Raw genomic sequence first — 18,688 nt, forward strand, 5'->3', positions numbered from 1 at the left:
CGGGTGCGGCGGCCGGGTTGCGTCGACCTCATCCCTTGTATGACAACCAAATACGGCCGCAGCACCCGGTTCGGCGCGCTGCGGCGCCGCTTCCCGTCGGCGTCCGCCATACCGTTGTGCCGCCTTGGCGTGGTTGCCACGGCGCCGATCCGCGGGCAAACCCCCGTCTTTGAGTTGACTTCGCACTATTGTCGTTCCCGTCGGGGAGCCGCGAGGAAGCGAGAGGGCAATGACTGACGCGAACGTCGCCGGTTTCGAGCCGCTGTACGACGAGGCGGCACATCCGGGCGGGCGGATCCCCTGGGACATCGGCGGCCCGCAGCCGGCGGTGCAGCAGTTGGTGGCCTACGGCGGTGTCCGCGGCGAGGTGCTCGATCCGGGGACGGGGCCCGGCTACCATGCCATTCACTTTGCCGCGCATGGGTATTCGGCGACCGGAATCGACGATTCGCCGTCGGCCATCGAGCTCGCCAAGCGCAACGCCGAGCGGGCCGGGGTTCAGGTCGATTTCCAGGTGGCCGACGCCACCAGGCTGGAAGGCTTCGAGGGCCGGTTCGACACGGTGGTGGACAGCGCCTTCTATCACGTCTTCCTCAATGACGAGGCAGTCCAGACGCGGTACGCGCAAGCGCTGCACCGGGCCACCAAGCCGGGGGCACGGCTGTACATGTTCGAGTTCAGCCCCCACAACGTCAACGGGCTGCAGTGGACCGCCATACCGGCCGACAACTTCGAGCGGGTGTTCGCCGGCAACGGGTGGCGCATCGACTACCTCGGCAGCACGACGTACCAGGCCCGCTTCCTCAAAGAGACGTTCGACACCATGAAGACGTTCGCGTCCGAGCAGCAGGGTGAGATCCTGCAGCGGATGCGGCCACTGGTGCACCGGCTGGGCGTCATCGATCCGCTGCTGGAAGACCACCGGGTGCACCTGCCGGTGTGGTCCGTCGTGGCCACCCGCCTGGACTGAGCGCGGCGGCACCGACGGAGCATGGCCGGCACTGGACAACTGCGCCACGGCCTGTCGCAGCGCCAGCTCAGCATGATCGCGCTCGGCGGCGTCATCGGCGCCGGCCTGTTCGTCGGCTCCGGTGTGGTGATCAAGGACACCGGCCCCGCGGCGTTCCTGACGTACGCGCTGTGCGGGCTGCTGATCGTGCTGGTGATGCGCATGCTGGGCGAGATGGCGGCCGCGGACCCGTCGACCGGATCGTTCGCCGATTACGCGGCCAGGGCCCTGGGCGGTTGGGCGGGGTTTTCGGCCGCCTGGCTGTACTGGTACTTCTGGGTGATCGTCGTCGGCTTCGAGGCGGTCGCGGGTGGGAAGGTCCTCAACTACTGGTTCCACGCGCCGCTGTGGCTGCTGTCGTTGTGCCTGATGGTGTTGATGACGCTGACCAACCTGTTCTCGGTGTCGTCGTTCGGCGAATTCGAGTTCTGGTTCGCCGGAATCAAAGTCGCGACGATCGTGCTCTTTCTCGTCGGGGGGACGGCGTTCGTCCTGGGTGTGGTGCCGGGCCATGCCGGCGGGCTGACCAACCTCACCTCGCACGGTGGGTTCTTCCCCAAGGGCGTCGGGGCCGTCTTCGCCGCCATCGTGGTGGTGATCTTCTCGATGGTCGGCGCCGAGATCGTCACCGTGGCCGCGGCCGAAAGCCGGGATCCGGAACTGGCGGTCCAGAAGGCGACCAGATCGGTGGTGGCGCGGATCGGTGTCTTCTTCGTCGGTTCGGTGTTCCTGCTCGTGGTGATATTGCCCTGGGACTCAGTGCAAGTCGGCGCCTCGCCCTATGTGGCCGCGCTCAGCCACCTGGGGCTGCGCGGGGCCGATCAGGTGATGAACGCCGTGGTGCTCACCGCGGTGCTGTCCTGCCTGAACTCGGGGCTCTACACGGCGTCGCGCATGCTGTTCGTGCTCGCCGAGCGGGGCGAGGCCCCGGCGCGTTTGGTCAGGCTGAGCGGGCGTGGTGTTCCGCACATCGCCATCCTGTGCTCCTCGGCGGTGGGGTTCGGCTGCGTCGTCCTGGCCCGCGTCGCGCCCAACACGGTGTTCCTCTTCCTGCTCAACTCGTCGGGCGCCGTCATCCTGTTCGTCTACTGGCTGATCGCGCTGTCGCAGATCGTCTTGCGCCGCCGCACCCCGGCCGAAAAGCTGCGCGTGAAGATGTGGTTCTTCCCGGTGTTGTCGATCCTCACCCTCGCCGGGATCACCGCCGTGCTGGTAGAGATGGCGTTCGACCGCTCGGCGCGCAGCCAGTTGTGGCTCAGCCTGCTGTCCTGGGCGGTGGTGGCCGGGTTGTACTTCGCCGGCCGGATCCGGGGCCGGATCCCCGCCGCTCCCGGGGATTGAGGGACTGCGCGTGCGCAGCGTGATAGCGCAGGCGCTATCACTTTTCGCGACCGCATGTCGGCCACGTGCTGGTGCTGAGGTGACGGGTGTGACACCCGCGTCGCGGCTCAGTCGGCCGTGGTGAGCAGCACCGCGTCGTCGAACGGCAACCTCGCGAAAATCCCCCGTGCCCGCGGATTAACGTGCTGGGCCGCCTCGGCCTTGCTGACCACCCGCGGGTCGGTGATGCCGAAGTCCTTGCCGTTACGGCGCATCCGCCCGCCTCCCGCGGCGGTCAGATTCTTCAGCCAGTCCCGGTCCGGCCCGTAGGTCAGCATGATCGCCACGCCGGGCTTGCCGTCGACGTCGGCGCCGAACACCGTCACCGGGGTGCGGTAGAGCGTGCCCGAGCGGCGACCGACGTGCTCCACGATCCCGTACGGCGGCAGCCAGCCGGCCCACAGCCGCTGAACCGGGTTGGTGACGTGACGGTTGAACCGGGCGAGCGTTTGTGGCATCTGCATACCGCCATCCAACTCGTCTGCGCCGCCCGGCATCAACCGAACTTTTCGCGACGAACGGGTCTACTGTCTTAACATGGGCGACTCGGCGGGTAACGAGGCGGCGCAGCGCGCTGACGAGTTGCTGCGCCGGGCTCGAGACCTCGCCGCGCGCAAACCGATCACCCCTCAAGACGTCGAGCGCGCGACCCACCGCGCCGAGCACGCGCACGAGCGCGACGTAGACGCCCACCGCCGCGAGCGGGACCGCCACTATGAGGCCGCCACCGCGCACGAGCGGGCCGCCGAAATCCACGAACTCGCCGTCGCCGAGGGCCTGGGGGACGTCGACGCGCACCGGCGCGCGGCCGAACGAGAACGCGAGGCCGCCCGCCGGAACTTTCAGGCCGCGCAGGAAGCCGGGCGGCAAGGCGAAGCCTGACTGCTACACCCTGTAGTTGAACCGGCCGCGGAGGCTGGGACACTGGTAGTCATGGGTAGCAGTGACCAGGCGACCGCGCACACCGCGACGACGGCGGCGTCGGCCAGGCTGTTCGAGGACGCCTGCGCCGTCATCCCCGGCGGGGTGAACTCGCCGGTGCGGGCGTTCACCGCGGTGGGCGGAACCCCGCGCTTCATCACCGAGGCGCACGGGTGCCGGCTCACCGATGCCGACGGCAACCGCTACGTCGACCTCGTCTGCTCCTGGGGGCCGATGATCCTGGGCCACGCCCACCCGGCCGTCGTCGAGGCGGTCACCCGGGCGGCGTCGCACGGGCTGTCGTTCGGAGCGCCCACGCCGGGGGAGAGCCAGCTGGCCGCCGAGATCATCGCGCGGGTGCCGGCGGTCGAACGGCTACGGCTGGTCAACTCCGGCACCGAGGCCACGATGAGCGCGATCCGGCTGGCCCGCGGGTTCACCGGCAGGCCCAAGATCGTCAAGTTCTCCGGCTGCTACCACGGCCACGTCGACGCGCTGCTCGCCGACGCGGGTTCGGGGGTCGCGACCCTCGGCCTGCCGTCCTCGCCCGGGGTCACCGGTGCGGCGGCCGCCGACACGATCGTCTTGCCGTACAACGACATCGACGCCGTGCGCCAGACGTTCGCCGAGTTCGGCGACCAGATCGCCGCGGTGATCACCGAAGCCAGCCCCGGCAACATGGGCGTCGTCCCGCCCGCGGCCGGCTACAACGCCGGGCTGCGCGCGATCACCGCCGAGCACGGCGCGCTGCTGATCGTCGACGAGGTGATGACCGGGTTCCGGGTCAGCCGAAGCGGTTGGTACGGAATCGATCCCGTCGCCGCCGACCTGTTCACCTTCGGCAAGGTGATGAGCGGCGGGCTGCCCGCGGCCGCGTTCGGCGGGCGCGCCGAGGTGATGGAGCGGCTGGCGCCGCTGGGGCCGGTGTATCAGGCCGGCACGTTGTCCGGCAACCCGGTGGCGGTGGCCGCCGGGCTGGCGACACTGCGTGCCGCCGACGCCGCGGTCTACGCCGCCCTGGACGCCAACGCCGACCGGCTGGCCGCCCTGCTGACCGAGGCGTTGACGAACGCCGGTGTGCCGCATCAACTTTCGCGGGCAGGCAACATGCTCAGCGTGTTCTTCTCCGACACGCCGGTGACCGACTTCGCAACCGCGCGGGCCAGCCAGACGTGGCGCTACCCGCCGTTCTTCCACGCCCTGCTCGACGCGGGCGTCTACCCACCATGCAGCGCCTTCGAGGCCTGGTTCGTCTCGGCGGCGCTGGACGACGCGGCGTTCGAGCGGATCGCCGACGCAGTGCCCTTTGCCGCCCGCCGGGCGGCCGAAGCGGCGGCCGGAAAGGACAAGCCCTGATGGCCGAGCAGACCCGGGTTCACGTCGTGCGCCACGGCGAGGTGTACAACCCCGGCGGCATCCTCTACGGCCGGCTGCCCGGATTCCACCTGTCCGACCGGGGCCGCGAGCAGGCGGCCGCGGTCGCCGACGCCCTGTCCGGCCGGGATGTCGTCGCGGTGGTCGCCTCCCCGCTGCAGCGGGCGCAGGAGACCGCCGCACCCATCGCCGCCAGGCACGACGTCGCCGTGGACACCGACCCCGATCTGATCGAATCGGCGAACTTCTTCGAGGGCCGCCGCGTCAGCCCGGGCGACGGCGCCTGGCGCGACCCACGGTTCTGGTGGCACCTGCGCAACCCGTTCACCCCGTCGTGGGGGGAGCCGTACGCCGAGATCGCCGCGCGGATGAGCATGGCGGTGGACAAGGCCCGCGCCCGCGGCGCCGGCAGTGAGGTGGTGTGCGTCAGCCATCAGCTGCCGGTGTGGACGCTGCGGCTGCACCTGACCGGCAGGCGGCTGTGGCACGACCCGCGGCGCCGCGAGTGCGGGCTGTGCTCGATCACCACCCTGGTCTACGAGGGCGACCGGCTCGTCGACGTCGAATACGCCGAACCGGCGGCACCCTAATCATGCGGCGACTGGCGATGGCCGGGGTCGTGTTGACGGCCCTGCTCACCGGCTGCTCGTCCGGTCGCGACGCGGTGGCCCAGGGCGGCACCTTCGAATTCGTCTCTCCGGGCGGGAAGACCGACATCTACTACAACCCGCCGTCGGGCCGCGGCCACCCCGGCCCGCTGTCCGGCCCCGACCTGGCGGACCCGGCGCACACGCTGTCACTGGACGACCCGATCTTCGCCGGCCGGGTCGTCGTCATCAACATCTGGGGGCAGTGGTGCGGCCCGTGCCGGGCCGAGGTCAGCCAGCTGCAGCAGGTGTACGACGCCACCCGCGACGCCGGGGTGTCCTTCCTCGGCATCGACGTGCGCGACAGCAACCGGCAGGCGGCGCTGGACTTCGTCAACGACCGCCGCGTCACCTTCCCCTCCATCTACGACCCGGCGATGCGCACCCTGATCGCGTTCGGCGGCAAGTACCCCACCACCGTCATCCCGTCCACGCTCGTGCTCGACCGTCAGCACCGGGTCGCGGCCGTGTTCCTGCGCGAGTTGCTGGCCGCCGACCTGCAGCCCGTGGTGCAGAAGGTGGCCCGCGAATGACCGGGTTCACCCAGATCGCCGCCGCCGGGCCGCTCCTGATGGCCCTGGGCGTGTGCCTGCTGGCGGGGTTGGTGTCGTTCGCCTCGCCCTGCGTGGTGCCGCTGGTGCCGGGCTACCTGTCCTACCTGGCGGCGGTGGTCGGCGTGGACGAGCAGCCGCCCCCGGGCGCCGTCAAGGCCCCGCCGTCGGCGCGGTGGCGGGTGGCGGGCTCGGCGGGGCTCTTCGTCGCCGGCTTCACCACGGTGTTCGTGCTGGGCACCGTCGCCGTGCTCGGCATGACGACCACGCTGATCACCAACCAGCTGCTGCTGCAGCGGGTCGGGGGCGTGCTGACGATCGTCATGGGCCTGGTCTTCGTCGGCCTGATCCCGGCCCTGCAACGCCAGGCCCGGTTCAGCCCGCGGCAGCTGACGACGGTCGCCGGGGCGCCACTGCTAGGCGCGGTGTTCGCGCTGGGCTGGACGCCCTGCCTGGGGCCGACGCTGGCCGGCGTGATCACCGTGGCCTCGGCCACCGACGGCGCGAGCGTGGCCCGGGGAATCGTGCTGGTGATCGCCTATTGCCTGGGCCTGGGCATCCCGTTCGTCCTGCTGGCCTTCGGCTCGGCGGGCGCCGTGGGGGCGCTGGGCTGGCTGCGGCGTCACACCCGGGCCATCCAGATCTTCGGCGGCGCGCTGCTCATCACGGTCGGTGCCCTGCTGGTGACCGGGGTGTGGAACGACTTCGTCTCCTGGCTGCGCGACGCCTTCGTGTCCGACGTGAGGCTGCCGATTTGAGCGCCCCCGTAGAACCGCGAGCAGACGCAAAATCGCACGAAAAGGCCCGTCCCAGTGCGATTTTGCGTCTGCTCGCGCCACTTGGTGCCCGGGCCCGCAACACCTGGCGCGCGTTGACCTCGATGGGCACCGCGCTGGTGCTGCTGTTCCTGCTCGCGCTGGGCGCGATCCCCGGCGCGCTGCTGCCGCAGCGCAGTCTCAACGCCGGCAAGGTCGACGACTACCTGAAGGCCCACCCCGTCATCGGGCCGTGGCTGGATCGGCTGCAGGCGTTCAACGTGTTCTCCAGCTTCTGGTTCACCGCCGTCTACGTGCTGTTGTTCGTCTCGCTGGTCGGCTGCCTGACGCCGCGGATGATCGAGCACGCCCGCAGCCTGCGGGCCATCCCGGTGGCAGCCCCGCGCAACCTGGCCCGGCTGCCCAAGCACGCCAGCGCCCGGATCCACGCCGACGCCGACGAGCTCAACGCCCTGGCCAACACCATCACCGGCCGGCTCCGCGGCTGGCGCACGGCCATCCGGCACGAGGGCGAAGTCGTCGAGGTGTCCGCCGAAAAGGGTTATCTGCGCGAATTCGGCAACATCGCCTTCCACTTCTCGCTGCTGGGCCTGCTGGTCGCGGTGGCCGTCGGCAAGCTGTTCGGGTACGAGGGCAACGTCATCGTGATCGCCGACTCCGGCCCTGGCTTCTGCTCGGCCTCCCCGGCCGCGTTCGACTCGTTCCGCGCCGGCAACACCGTCGACGGCACCTCGCTGACCCCGATCTGTATCCGCGTCAACGATTTTCAGGCCCACTACCTGCCGTCGGGGCAGGCCACCTCGTTCGCCGCCGACATCGACTACCAGGCCGGCCGGGACCTGGCGGCCAACAGTTGGCGGCACTACCTGCTGGAGGTCAACCACCCGCTGCGCGTCGGCGGTGACCGGGTGTACCTGCAGGGCCACGGCTACGCGCCCACCTTCACCGTGACCTTCCCGGACGGGCAGACGCGCACGTCGACCGTGCAGTGGCGGCCCGACAACCCGCAGACGCTGCTCTCGTCGGGGGTGGCGCGCATCGACCCGCCCGCGGGCAGCTACCCCAGCGCCGTCGAGCGCCGCCAGCACCAGATCGCCATCCAGGGCCTGCTGGCGCCGACCGAGCAACTCGACGGGACGCTGTTGTCGTCGCGCTTCCCGGCCCTGGACGCGCCGGCGGTGGCCGTCGACATCTACCGGGGCGACACCGGGCTGGACACCGGGCGGCCGCAATCGCTGTTCACGCTGGACCCGCGGCTGATCCAGCAGGGCCGGCTGACCAGGGAGAAGCGCGTCAACCTGCGCGCGGGGCAGGAAGTGCGCATCGACTCCGGCCCGGCGGCCGGCACCGTCGTCCGCTTCGACGGGGCGGTGCCCTTCGTCAACCTGCAGGTCTCCCACGACCCCGGGCAGAGCTGGGTGCTGGTCTTCGCCATCACGATGATGGCCGGGCTGGTGGTATCGCTGCTGGTGCGCCGCCGCCGGGTGTGGGTGAGGCTCACGGAGGCCGGTGGCGAGGCGGCCGGTACGGTGAACGTCGAATTGGGCGGGCTCGCGCGCACCGACAACTCCGGGTGGGGCGACGAGTTCGAGCGGTTGACGGAGCGGGTGCTGAACGGCCTGGGCGAGCCCGGCGCGGCGCCGTCACTCAAGCCCCCCGCCTCCGGAAGGAGTTCACAGGTGGACGTCAAATGAACACGGTGCACGTCAACATCGGCTTGGCGCGCTACTCCGACTGGGCGTTCACGTCCGCCGTCGTCGCGCTGGTCATCGCGTTGCTGCTGCTGGCCTTCGAGCTGGCCTATGCCGGCGGCCGCCGCGTCGACCAGCGTGAGCGGGTGTTGGCCGGCGCGGTGTCCTCCGACAGCTTCACTCCGGGCATCGTGGACGACGCCCCCCGCCGGCCGCTGGACGAGCGGGTCGGGCGGGCGGGGCTGGCCGTCGTCTACCTCGGCATCGGCCTGCTGTTCGCCTGCATCGTGCTGCGCGGCCTGGCCACCCTGCGCGCGCCGTGGGGCAACATGTACGAGTTCATCAACCTGACCTGCATGTGCGGGCTGCTGGCCGGGGCCTTCGTGCTGCGCCGCCCGCAATACCGCCCGCTGTGGGTTTTCCTGCTGGTGCCGGTGCTGATCCTGCTGACCGTCTCCGGGCGCTGGCTCTACACCAACGCCGCCCCGGTGATGCCCGCGCTGCAGTCCTATTGGCTGCCCATCCACGTGTCGGTGGTCAGCCTGGGTTCCGGGGTCTTCATGGTCGCCGGCATCGCCAGCATCCTCTTCCTGCTGCGCACCTCCCGGCTCGGCGACGAGGACGCCGACGGCGCCCTGGCCCGGATGGTGCGGCGGTTCCCCGACGCGCAGACGCTGGACCGCGTCGCCTACCGGACCACCATCTTCGCCTTCCCGGTGTTCGGCTTCGGGGTGATCTTCGGGGCGATCTGGGCGGAGGAGGCCTGGGGCCGGTACTGGGGCTGGGACCCCAAGGAGACCGTGTCCTTCGTCGCATGGGTGATCTACGCCGCCTACCTGCACGCCAGGTCGACGGCGGGATGGCGGGACAGGAAGGCGGCCTGGATCAACGTCGCGGGATTCGTGGCCATGGTCTTCAATCTGTTCTTCGTTAACCTGGTCACTGTGGGCCTGCATTCGTATGCGGGCGTGGGGTGACCGCCAGCGACCGACCCGGGTAATACGACAAGGGGGAGTGCACGTGTCCGATCAGCCATCGACGGGCGTTGAGGCGCCCGATCAACCGACCACGCAATTGGCTCCGCAGGGGCCGTCCGACCCGCCGTCACCAGCACCGAACGCCGACGAGCCGCCGGCCGACGCCGGCGAGGCGCCGACCCGTGTCTTCGCCGGGTTCCGCACCGAGCGGCGGGTTCCGGGTCCCGAGCGGCGCGATGCGGCGCCCCCCACCATGCCCAGGCCGGCCGGGATGCCGCCGTGGGATTCCACCCCGGTGACCGGTATCCCGCGGGTCGACCCGACCGCGTACGGCGCCTACTACACGGGGCCGGTCGAGGCGCCGCCCATGCAACCCCCGCCGCGGCCCGAGCCGCTGCCGCACACGCCGTACCCGGAGCTGTCCACCGGCATGTTGCTGCGGCCGGTCAAGCCGCCACCGTCGGAGGGCTGGCGCCGGCTGCTCTACGACCTGTCCGGCCACCTGATCAACCTGGGGGAGAGCCCCCGGGCCGCCCGCTACAACAACCTGGTGGCGCAGGTGAACCGGCCGTTGCGCGGGTGCTACCGGATCGCGCTGGTGTCGCTGAAGGGCGGCGTCGGCAAGACGACCATCGCCGCCACCATGGGCGCGACCTTCGCCTCCATCCGCGGTGACCGGGTGATCGCGGTCGACGCCAACCCCGACCGCGGCACGCTGAGCCAGAAGATTCCGCTGGAGACGGCGGCGACGGTGCGTCAGTTGTTGCACGACGCCGGGAGCATCGAGCGCTACAGCGATGTCCGCCGCTACACCTCCAAGGGTCCGAGCGGGCTGGAAGTGCTGGCCTCGGAGACCGACCCGGCCGTCTCGGAGGCGTTCGGCGCCGACGACTACAACCGGGTCCTGGACGTCCTGGAACGGTTCTACGGCTTGGTGCTCACCGACTGCGGGCCGGGGCTGCTGCACTCGGCGATGTCCGCGGTGCTGGACAAGGCCGACGTGCTCGTCGTCGTCAGCTCCGGGTCCATCGACGGCGCGCGCAGCGCGTCGGCGACGCTGGACTGGCTGGACGCGCACGGCCACGAGGAAATGGTCCGCAACTCGATCGCGGTCATCAACGGGGTCCGGCCACGGACGGGCAAGGTCGACATGAACAAGGTGGTCGACCACTTCTCCCGACGCTGCCGCGCGGTCCAGGTGGTGCCGTTCGACCCGCACCTCGAAGAGGGCGCCGAGATCGACTTGGACCGGCTGAAGCGGTCGACCCGCGAGGCGCTCACCGAGCTGGCGGCCATTGTGGCCGAGGGATTCCCGGGCGACCAGCGCAACCCCGGGGTCGCATAGAGGGACGCTTAGCGGGGGTTGTCCCCGTGACCCAACCGCCGCAAGAACTCTGGATCGTCGTCGGGCCCGATGACGCGCGTCTTGGGCCGGTTGATTTGCGACCGCGCCGTCCGCCAGCCAACGTAGATCAGCGTCCCCAACATCAGGACGAGCAGCAGGTAGAGCACTCAACACCTCCTCTGACGAATATACCCGCGTCGTAGGCTCTCCCTGTGCCAGAAGGAGCTAGCGACAACAGCACTGGGGACCGCGCGGACGAGGGCCGGGTGCAGGGCACCCGCCATCGGGCGGTCGTCGACGTCTCGCTCTACGCGGCCGCGCGACTGCTGCTGGCGGTGGCGCTCGCCGCCGCGATCTACGGGGCGGCGCGCCTGATGGGCGTGGGCGAATTCCCGATCGCGGTCGCCGCGTTGTTCGCCCTGATCATCGCGATGCCCCTGGGCATCTGGCTGTTCGGCCCGCTGCGCCGGCGCGCCACCGCATCGTTGGCGATCGCCGGTGAGCGGCGGCGCCGGGAGCGCGAACAGCTGCGGGCGCGCTTGCACGGCGAGGAGCCGCCCGACGCGGGCAGCGACGACGCGTGAGATCGATCAGCGGTTGGGCATCCGCACGACCTGCGCGGCGTAACTGAGGCCCGCGCCGTACCCGATCAGCAGCGCCAGGTCGCCCGGCTTGGCCGCCCCGGTGGCCAGCAGTTCGGCCATCGCCAGGGGAATGGACGCCGCCGAGGTGTTCCCGGTGTGCTCGATGTCGTTGGCGAGGACGGCGTCCGGCCGCAGCTCCAGGCTCTTGGCCAGGACCTCGTTGATGCGGCTGTTGGCCTGGTGCGGCACGAACACGTCGATCTCGTCGGGCCGGATGCCCGCGGCGTCCATCGCCTGGCGGCCGACCTTGCCCATCTCGAATGCGGCCCACCGGAACACCGCGCTGCCTTCCAGCCGCAGGAATGGGCGGGGGCCCGTCGGGGCGTCCATGTAGTCGATCCAGTCGATGTCCTGGCGTATGGCCAGGGCCTGCTCGCCGTCACTGCCCCAGACGGTCGGGCCGATCCCCTGATCGGGCGTCTCGCCGACCACCACGCCCGCCGCTCCGTCGGCGAAGATGAAGCAGTTGGTGCGGTCCTGCATGTCCACCGTGGGCGACAGCTTCTCCGAGCCGAGGACCAGCACCTTGGTAGCGGTCCCGCCGCGGATCATGTCCGCGGCGACGCCGAGCGCGTAACCGAAGCCCGCGCACCCCGCCGAGACGTCGAACGCGGGCACGCCGGTGGCGCCCAGTGCCGCGGCGACCGCCGGCGCGCAGGCGGGGGTCTGCAGGAAATGCGTGCTGGTCGCGACGATCACGCAGTCGATGTCCGACGGCGTCAGCCCGGCCCTCGCGATGGCCTCGCGACCCGCCTCGGTGGCCATGGACGCGGCGGATTCGTCCCGGGCGGCGAATCGGCGGGTCTTGATCCCGGTCCTGGTGAAGATCCACTCATCGGAGGAGTCGATGTTCTCGCAGATCTCGTCGTTGGTGACCACTCGTTCGGGGCGGTACGCCCCGACACTGAGCAACCCGATGTTCTTCGGTCCGCTGGTTGCGGCGATCTGCTTCATTGCTGTCCCCGATCGGTGCTCGCTACAACGGCCATCGTCCCGACGCCGGTCACCCATTGTTATCGAATCCGCCCCCGCCGGTGCACTCGAGTGTGCCTTTGCGGCGGCCGACACGCCGAACAGCCCCGCCGCGGGCGCACGGTCAACGCCGCCGGCGCACGGCCGATCAGCCGGCCAGCGCCAGCGCCGCGGCGACCGCGACGGCCCAGACGACCATGGCCAGGCCGGTGTCGCGCAGCACGGGAATCAACTCCGGGCCCCCGCGCCCCGAGCGCACCGGACGGGCCGCGCGCAGCGCCAGCGGCGTGGCCACCAGTCCCACCGCGCACCACGGCGTGGCCGCCATCAGCACCAGGGTCAACACCCCGGCGGTCGCCAGCAGCGCCTGATACAGCGCGCGGGTGCGGGCATCGCCCAGGCGCACCGCCAGGGTGATCTTCCCCGACCGCGCATCGGTGGGAATGTCGCGCAGGTTGTTGGCCACCAGCACCGACGACGACAGCGCCCCGATCGACACCGCCAGCGCCAGCCCCACCCAGTCCACCCGCAACGCCTGCGTGTACTCCGTGCCGAGCACGGCCACCAGGCCGAAGAACACGAACACCGCGATTTCACCGAAGCCGGCGTAGCCGTACGGTTTCGAGCCGCCGGTGTACAGCCATGCACCGGCGATACACGCCGCGCCCACCGCGATCAGCCATGGCGCGCTGACCAGAGCGAGCGCCACACCGGCGGCCGCCCCGATCGCCAGGCTGGCGATGGCGGCCGCCAGCACCGACCGCGGGGTGGCCAGCCGCGAACCCACCAGGCGCACCGGGCCGGCCCGGTCGTCGTCGGTGCCGCGAATGCCGTCGGAGTAGTCGTTGGCGTAGTTGACCCCGACCGTCAGCGCGAGCGCCACGGCCAGCGCCAGCAGCGCCTTCCACCACACCGCGGCGTGCAGCCACGCCGCCGCGCCGGTGCCCGCGACGACCGGCGCCACCGCGTTGGGCAGCGTCCGCGGCCGCGCGCCCGAGATCCACTGCCCGAAATTGGCCACGCACGCATCCTGCCAGGAGCCGGCGGCGCCCCCGCACCCGCGATCGGGCGCGGGCCATGCACCACAATGGGCGGATGCTCGGAGTCATCGGTGGCAGCGGCTTCTACACCTTCTTCGACTCCGACACCCGCGCCGTCGACGTCGACACCCCGTACGGCCCGCCCAGCGCCCCGGTGACGGTCGGCGCCGTCGGGGGACACCAGGTCGCCTTCCTGCCCCGGCACGGCGCCAGCCACCAGTTCTCGGCGCACACGGTGCCCTACCGGGCCAACATGTGGGCGTTGCGCAAGCTCGGGGTGCGGCGGATCTTCGCCCCGTGCGCCGTCGGCAGCCTCAAACCCGAGAACGGTCCCGGCGCGATCGTGGTGCCCGATCAGCTGGTCGATCGCACCAGCGGCCGCCCCGACACCTACTTCGACTCCGGCGGCGTCCACGTCGACTTCGCCGACCCGTACTGTCCCGCCCTGCGCGCCGCGGTCACCGGGCTGCCCGGCGTGGTCGACGGCGGCACCATGGTGGTGATCCAGGGGCCGCGGTTTTCCACCCGCGCGGAGAGCCAATGGTTCGCGTCGGCCGGCTTCTCGCTGGTCAACATGACCGGCTACCCCGAGGCGGTGCTCGCGCGGGAGCTCGAGATATGCTACGCCGCAATCGCTTTGGTCACCGACCTGGACGCCGGCGTGACGGTAGGCCAGGGCGTGACGACCGTCGAGGTGTTCGCCGAATTCGAGAAGAACATCGGTCCGTTCAAAGAACTGATGCGCGAGGCGATCGGCCGCGTCGCCGGTGACCGCGACTGCGCACACTGCCTGCCGCACACCGGCGTCACGCTGCCCGTCGAGTTGCCATGAGGGTGTTGCTCACCGGCGCGGCCGGTTTCATCGGCTCGCGGGTGGACGCGGCGCTGCGGGCGGCGGGGCACGACGTCGTGGGCGTCGACGCGTTGCTGCCCGCCGCGCACGGCCCGAATCCGGTGCTGCCGCGAGGATGTCACCGCGTCGACGTCCGCGATGCCGACGCCCTGGCGCCCTTGCTGGACGGGGTGGACCTGGTGTGTCATCAGGCGGCGATGGTGGGGGCGGGCGTGGACGCCGCCGACGCCCCCGCCTACGGCGGTCACAACGACTACGCCACCACGGTGCTGATCGCGCAGATGTTCGCCGCCGGGGTGCGCCGGCTGGTGCTGGCGTCGTCGATGGTGGTCTACGGCCAGGGCCGGTACCACTGCGGGGTACACGGGTTCGTCGACCCCCTGCCGCGGCGGCGCGCCGACCTCGACGCGGGGCGCTTCGAACACCGCTGCCCGGTCGGGGGCGAGGAGCTCCGGTGGCGCCTGGTCGACGAGGACGCCACGCTGCGGCCGCGCAGCCTGTACGCGGCCAGCAAGACCGCGCAGGAGCATTACGCGCTGGCGTGGTCGGAGGCGACGGGCGGCTCGGTGGTGGCGCTGCGGTATCACAACGTGTACGGCCCCGGGATGCCGCGCGACACCCCCTATTCCGGGGTGGCGGCTATCTTCCGGTCCTCGCTCGAAAAGGGTCAGCCGCCAAGGGTTTTCGAGGACGGCGGCCAGATGCGCGATTTCGTGCACGTCGACGACGTGGCCGCCGCCAACCTGGCGGCCGTCACCGCGGGGGTCGACGGCTTCGCCGCGGTCAACGTCTGTTCGGGGCGGCCGGTGTCGATCCTGCAGGTGGCCGGCGCGCTGTGCGATGCGCGCGGCGGTGCGCTCTCGCCGGTGATCACCGGCCAGTACCGCAGCGGCGACGTGCGCCACATCGTCGCCGACCCGTCGCGGGCGGAGCAGGTGTTGGGTTTCCGCGCGGCCATCGACCCCGCCGAGGGGCTGCGGGAATTCGCCTTCGCGCCGCTTCGCTGAGCGTGTTATCCCTGCGGCGGGCGGTAGATCTTGGGCCGCTGCACCGGGATCTGGCGCGTGGCGGAGTCGTCGCCCCGGAAGATCCGCGGGCCGGTGGTGAGCCGCGTGGTCTCCGTGCCCGACGGGGCGGCCGCGTGGCCCACCGGGACGCGCGCCCTGGGGGCGGCGGGAGCACTGGGCGCCGCGACGGCGGGCCCGGGCACGGCGCGGCGGCGGCGCAGGCGCCGGCCGCGCAGCTGCCCGGTCACGACGGCGGCCCCGAGGATGCACAGGGCCAGGCCGCACAGCGTCACGTCGAAGGTGCTGGTGATCTGCTGGGCGAGGTCGTTGCCGTAGACCGGATGCTGCGCAGGCGAATTGGGTGAGTCCGCGAACCGCGGCGCCAGCGCCACGCCGACGACGACGCGTGCGACGCTCAGCGTGGCGACCAGCCCGCACAGCGCCGAGATCAGTCGCGCGGAGCGGGCGGCGTCGCCAAGGTTGATGCGCAGCCAGATCGCCAGGACCGCGGTGGCCAGGTCGAACGCCGCCAGCACCACACTGTCGTAGCGGGAGAAGGGGTAGTCCAGGCTCACCGAGACGAACAGATCCGTCAGCCGCATCGCCATCGAACCCAGGCCCCATACGGCGATGAGCAGCAAGCCGTTTCGGGCCGCCACCCGCCAGGCGCTCTCCTCGGCCCCGGTGGTGTTGCGGTGACCGAACAGCGTCCGCGGCGCGAAGATGCCCGCGGCGGCCGCCCACGCCAGATAGCCCTCGAACCCCACCCCGGCGGTCGAGGTGTTCTGCGCGATGCCGTGGAACGCGTCGATGTTGCGCCCCGACGGCAGGCTCCACACCAGGATCCCGGCGACCAGCGTCGACGCGCCGAGCGCGACGGTGGCCAGCCGGGTCGCCCGGGTGCCGCGCAGCAGCCACCTGGCGGCGACCAGCACGGCGACCAACGCCACCACCCCGTAGACCAGCGCCGTCACGATGACCGCGACGTTCTGCGTGCCGAACGCGGCGGCGCCGTCGACGTTCTGCAGCGCGTAGCGCATCCGCCAATACAGGTTGAAGCCGAAACTGAGCACCGCCAACACCATCGACCCATAGCCGATGACCCGGGCCGACCTCAGCCAGCCGGTGTACTCGTCGCCTTCGGGAACCGGTCCCGAGCGCGCGCCGGTGGCCACCGCCTGCGCGCTCAGCAACGAGCCGGCGATTCCCGCCCACGCGCCCGGCCCCACGCCGCCCGGTACGTTCACCGTGCCGCCGAACCGGACGGTCTGGAACGCGTCGAACGCCACGAAGCCCAGCACCAGCAGCGCATAGGGGATGTTGAGCGCCAGGCGAAGCCGGCCCGCCGCCGCGGGGTTGAACCGCGCGCCGGAGGACCGCCAGGAACCGGCCACGGCGACGGCGATGACGGACAGCGCGGTGACCGCGACGAGCACCGCGAAGAGCGCCGGGCTGCTGCCGGGGATCCCGACACCGAAGTACAGGTTCCACGGCAGGAACAGGGCAATCACCAGCAGCGCCACGGCGATCAGGTCGCTGACGACGTGCCAGCGTCGCGTCGGATTGCCGGCCGGGGCCAAATCGCCTGGCGCCGCACGGATGATGCGAGTGGTCCGGTGCGCCTGCCCGGGATCGATGGGGCCGGTGGGCGGGTCGTCGCTGCTCTGGCTCACCATGCCCCCCGGGATTCGACGACGGTCCGTTGCGGTGCTGGTTCGGTTGCGCGGCGGGTGATTACCCTGCCGGGCCGGCCGCACTGCTCGCTTGCGAACATATTCTCCGTTCGTTCGCCGCGGCGGATTCCGCGGCGACCGTTCTGTAGTTCGAGAAGCTGGTTACGCTGCGCTTGGGGCAAACCTTGTCGCCCGAATAACGGATACTGCCAACGGTATCGCAAGTGTAATGATGCCGGGACATTGCTGGTTGTGGGGTAACCGGCCGAAGGAGAACCGGGATGGACGTCGTGTTGGGGGTCGCGGTAACGGGCCCCGTTGCCCGCTTGGCGCTTGTCGGGCCGGGCGCGCGGGGCGCCGACGTGATCGACCAATCCGTGGTCAACCTGGAGGACAACCCGGTCGCCAAACTCACCGAGACGGTGGTCGGCACCAATCGGTTGCTGGCCGACGAGAACCACCGGCTGGTCGGCACCCGCGTGTGCTGGAGCGACGATCCGCGGGCCGGTCAGCTGCGCCAGGCGCTGGAAGACTCCGGTGTTCCCAACGTCGAGGTGCTCTCGCAGTCGCAGGCCGTGGCCGCCCTGATGCGGGCGGCCGGCCGGCCGGGCGCGGCGCTGGTGATGGACGACGCGACGGCGACGTTGTCGGTGCCGGGCGCCCCCGACGACCAGGGCTCCCCACCGACCGTGCTGGCCGGCGAACCGCTCGCGGGCGGCGACGCGACCGCGACGTTCAACACGATGATGGCCCAGCTCAGCGCCCGGCCCGACGCCGCGGGCGAGGTCTACCTGGTGGGCGCCTCCCCCGAGCTGGCCCAGGTCGCCGACCAGCTCCGCGACGCGTCCACCATGCGGGTGCAGGTGGCCGACGAACCCGCGTTCGCGGTCGCCCGCGGCGCCGCGATGGCCGCCCTGCCCGCCGGCGATGCGACGGCGATGGCGCCGGCCCTGGGCCTCACCGGAGACGAGACCGCGATGGCACCCGCGCCAACCGGGGACGAGACGACGGTCGTGCCGCCGCCGGCCGCAGAGGAACCGCAGCTGGCCTATTCGATGGCGGATGACGCCGAGCCGTTCGCCGGCGACGAATACGGCCCCGGATTCGACGAATACGACACCGTCGACGAGACCGAGGCCATTCCCTCGCGCCTGAGCCGCCGGTCCTTGGTGGTCGGCAACGCCGTGATCGCCTTCGCCGTCATCGGGTTCGCGTCGCTGGCCGCCGCGATCGCCATCGCCGTGCGTCCCACCGCGAGTCAACAGCCCGTCGTCGGGCACCAGAACGCCGCTCCGGGCAAGTTCATGCCGCTGTTGCCGACGCAGCAGCAGGCGCCCGTGCCGCCGCCCCCCGTGGACCAGCCCAACGCCGGATTCCAGGGCGGCACCATCCCGGCTCCCGCCGCCGTTCCGCAACAGGTGGCGCCGCCATCGGGACCCGGTCCCGCCGCGCCGGTCGCGCCCGGCGCCCCGGGCGTCGTGCCGAACCCGAATCCCGCTGTGCCCGTTCCCGTCCCGATCATCGTTCCGTTCCCGGGCTGGCAACCGGGCTACCCGCAGCCGCCGTACAACCCGCCGTCCACGACGACGATCACGCCGTCGCCGCCGACGACGTCGTATTCGCCGCCGACGACGTCGTATTCGCCGCCGACCACGACGAACAGCCCGCCGACGACCTCGTATTCGCCGCCGACGACGTCGTATTCGCCGCCGACGACCTCGTACTCGCCGCCGCCGCACACACAGACGCAAGAGACCGCGCCGCCCACGCATTCGCAGGAGACGCTCGTCCCGCAGCAGCCGCGCAGCCATCGCGGGTTCTGAGACCT

19 protein-coding genes are annotated in these 18,688 nt (G+C 71.3%); 14 read left to right on the forward strand and 5 right to left on the reverse strand.

From position 1 onward, the window contains the following. The first annotated feature begins 229 nt into the window (after nucleotides 1-229). On the forward strand, nucleotides 230-970 hold the full coding sequence (locus AWC03_RS12915) for a class I SAM-dependent methyltransferase (RefSeq protein WP_090420292.1): 741 nt from the start codon (nucleotides 230-232) through the stop codon (nucleotides 968-970). 21 nt (nucleotides 971-991) lie between these two features. Then, on the forward strand, nucleotides 992-2,350 hold the full coding sequence (locus AWC03_RS12920; RefSeq protein ID WP_085240857.1) for an amino acid permease: 1,359 nt from the start codon (nucleotides 992-994) through the stop codon (nucleotides 2,348-2,350). A gap of 107 nt (nucleotides 2,351-2,457) precedes the next feature. Here AWC03_RS12920 and AWC03_RS12925 read toward each other — a convergent pair whose 3' ends face one another. Beyond that, on the reverse strand, nucleotides 2,458-2,853 hold the full coding sequence (locus tag AWC03_RS12925; protein WP_085240858.1) for a nitroreductase family deazaflavin-dependent oxidoreductase: 396 nt from the start codon (nucleotides 2,851-2,853) through the stop codon (nucleotides 2,458-2,460). A 73-nt stretch (nucleotides 2,854-2,926) separates the two neighbouring features. Between AWC03_RS12925 and AWC03_RS12930 the strand changes: the two genes are divergently transcribed. The 8 genes from AWC03_RS12930 (at nucleotide 2,927) to AWC03_RS12965 (ending at nucleotide 10,671) form a co-directional block, all read left to right on the forward strand. Then, nucleotides 2,927-3,271, forward strand: coding sequence for a hypothetical protein (locus tag AWC03_RS12930; protein ID WP_085240859.1), 345 nt, complete (start codon nucleotides 2,927-2,929; stop codon nucleotides 3,269-3,271). Nucleotides 3,272-3,322: 51 nt separating this feature from the next. Then, on the forward strand, nucleotides 3,323-4,666 hold the full coding sequence (gene hemL / locus AWC03_RS12935; protein WP_085240860.1) for a glutamate-1-semialdehyde 2,1-aminomutase: 1,344 nt from the start codon (nucleotides 3,323-3,325) through the stop codon (nucleotides 4,664-4,666). Further along, nucleotides 4,666-5,274: a histidine phosphatase family protein gene (locus AWC03_RS12940; protein ID WP_085240861.1), complete on the forward strand. Its 609-nt coding sequence runs from the start codon at nucleotides 4,666-4,668 to the stop codon at nucleotides 5,272-5,274. The genes hemL and AWC03_RS12940 overlap by 1 nt, the downstream gene beginning before the upstream one ends. Before the next feature lie 2 nt (nucleotides 5,275-5,276). Beyond that, entirely contained in the window at nucleotides 5,277-5,864 is a 588-nt protein-coding gene (locus AWC03_RS12945; RefSeq protein ID WP_085240862.1) for a TlpA disulfide reductase family protein, read from the forward strand. Further along, complete coding sequence (locus AWC03_RS12950) at nucleotides 5,861-6,640, forward strand: cytochrome c biogenesis CcdA family protein (protein WP_085240863.1); 780 nt, start codon at nucleotides 5,861-5,863, stop codon at nucleotides 6,638-6,640. The genes AWC03_RS12945 and AWC03_RS12950 overlap by 4 nt, the downstream gene beginning before the upstream one ends. 122 nt (nucleotides 6,641-6,762) lie before the next feature. After that, complete coding sequence (locus tag AWC03_RS12955; protein ID WP_085240864.1) at nucleotides 6,763-8,352, forward strand: cytochrome c biogenesis protein ResB; 1,590 nt, start codon at nucleotides 6,763-6,765, stop codon at nucleotides 8,350-8,352. Further along, a complete protein-coding gene (gene ccsB, locus AWC03_RS12960) occupies nucleotides 8,349-9,326 on the forward strand; it encodes a c-type cytochrome biogenesis protein CcsB (protein ID WP_085240865.1) in 978 nt (325 codons plus the stop codon). The genes AWC03_RS12955 and ccsB overlap by 4 nt, the downstream gene beginning before the upstream one ends. Before the next feature lie 43 nt (nucleotides 9,327-9,369). After that, nucleotides 9,370-10,671: a MinD/ParA family ATP-binding protein gene (locus AWC03_RS12965; RefSeq protein ID WP_244275172.1), complete on the forward strand. Its 1,302-nt coding sequence runs from the start codon at nucleotides 9,370-9,372 to the stop codon at nucleotides 10,669-10,671. An 8-nt stretch (nucleotides 10,672-10,679) separates the two neighbouring features. Here the strand turns inward: AWC03_RS12965 and AWC03_RS26920 are convergent, their stop codons facing one another. Next, complete coding sequence (locus tag AWC03_RS26920; RefSeq protein ID WP_142274984.1) at nucleotides 10,680-10,838, reverse strand: hypothetical protein; 159 nt, start codon at nucleotides 10,836-10,838, stop codon at nucleotides 10,680-10,682. 99 nt (nucleotides 10,839-10,937) lie between these two features. On the opposite strand from AWC03_RS26920, the gene AWC03_RS12970 reads away from it, so the two are divergent. Further along, nucleotides 10,938-11,255, forward strand: a complete 318-nt coding sequence (locus tag AWC03_RS12970) for a DUF4229 domain-containing protein (RefSeq protein WP_085240867.1) — start codon at nucleotides 10,938-10,940, stop codon at nucleotides 11,253-11,255. 6 nt (nucleotides 11,256-11,261) lie between these two features. Here the strand turns inward: AWC03_RS12970 and fabH are convergent, their stop codons facing one another. Together fabH and AWC03_RS12980 are read right to left on the reverse strand one after the other, a co-directional pair. After that, nucleotides 11,262-12,269: a beta-ketoacyl-ACP synthase III gene (fabH, locus tag AWC03_RS12975; RefSeq protein WP_085240868.1), complete on the reverse strand. Its 1,008-nt coding sequence runs from the start codon at nucleotides 12,267-12,269 to the stop codon at nucleotides 11,262-11,264. A gap of 166 nt (nucleotides 12,270-12,435) precedes the next feature. Further along, on the reverse strand, nucleotides 12,436-13,308 hold the full coding sequence (locus tag AWC03_RS12980; RefSeq protein WP_085240869.1) for a 1,4-dihydroxy-2-naphthoate polyprenyltransferase: 873 nt from the start codon (nucleotides 13,306-13,308) through the stop codon (nucleotides 12,436-12,438). 74 nt (nucleotides 13,309-13,382) lie between these two features. On the opposite strand from AWC03_RS12980, the gene AWC03_RS12985 reads away from it, so the two are divergent. Both AWC03_RS12985 and AWC03_RS12990 read left to right on the forward strand, forming a co-directional pair. After that, nucleotides 13,383-14,159: an S-methyl-5'-thioadenosine phosphorylase gene (locus AWC03_RS12985; protein ID WP_249025872.1), complete on the forward strand. Its 777-nt coding sequence runs from the start codon at nucleotides 13,383-13,385 to the stop codon at nucleotides 14,157-14,159. Then, nucleotides 14,156-15,187 carry an NAD-dependent epimerase/dehydratase family protein gene (locus AWC03_RS12990; RefSeq protein WP_085240871.1) on the forward strand — a complete coding sequence of 344 codons (1,032 nt, stop codon included), beginning with the start codon at nucleotides 14,156-14,158 and terminating at the stop codon, nucleotides 15,185-15,187. Before AWC03_RS12985 ends, AWC03_RS12990 begins: the two co-directional genes overlap by 4 nt. Nucleotides 15,188-15,192: 5 nt before the next feature. Here the strand turns inward: AWC03_RS12990 and AWC03_RS12995 are convergent, their stop codons facing one another. Next, nucleotides 15,193-16,767 (reverse strand): DUF7937 domain-containing protein, encoded by a 1,575-nt coding sequence (locus tag AWC03_RS12995; RefSeq protein WP_249025875.1) that lies wholly within the window; start codon nucleotides 16,765-16,767, stop codon nucleotides 15,193-15,195. A gap of 374 nt (nucleotides 16,768-17,141) precedes the next feature. On the opposite strand from AWC03_RS12995, the gene AWC03_RS13000 reads away from it, so the two are divergent. Next, nucleotides 17,142-18,683, forward strand: a complete 1,542-nt coding sequence (locus AWC03_RS13000) for a DUF7159 family protein (protein WP_085240873.1) — start codon at nucleotides 17,142-17,144, stop codon at nucleotides 18,681-18,683. Nucleotides 18,684-18,688: the final 5 nt, after the last annotated feature.

Origin of the sequence: Mycobacterium europaeum (assembly GCF_002102155.1) — a bacterium.
GTDB classification, from domain to species: domain Bacteria; phylum Actinomycetota; class Actinomycetes; order Mycobacteriales; family Mycobacteriaceae; genus Mycobacterium; species Mycobacterium europaeum.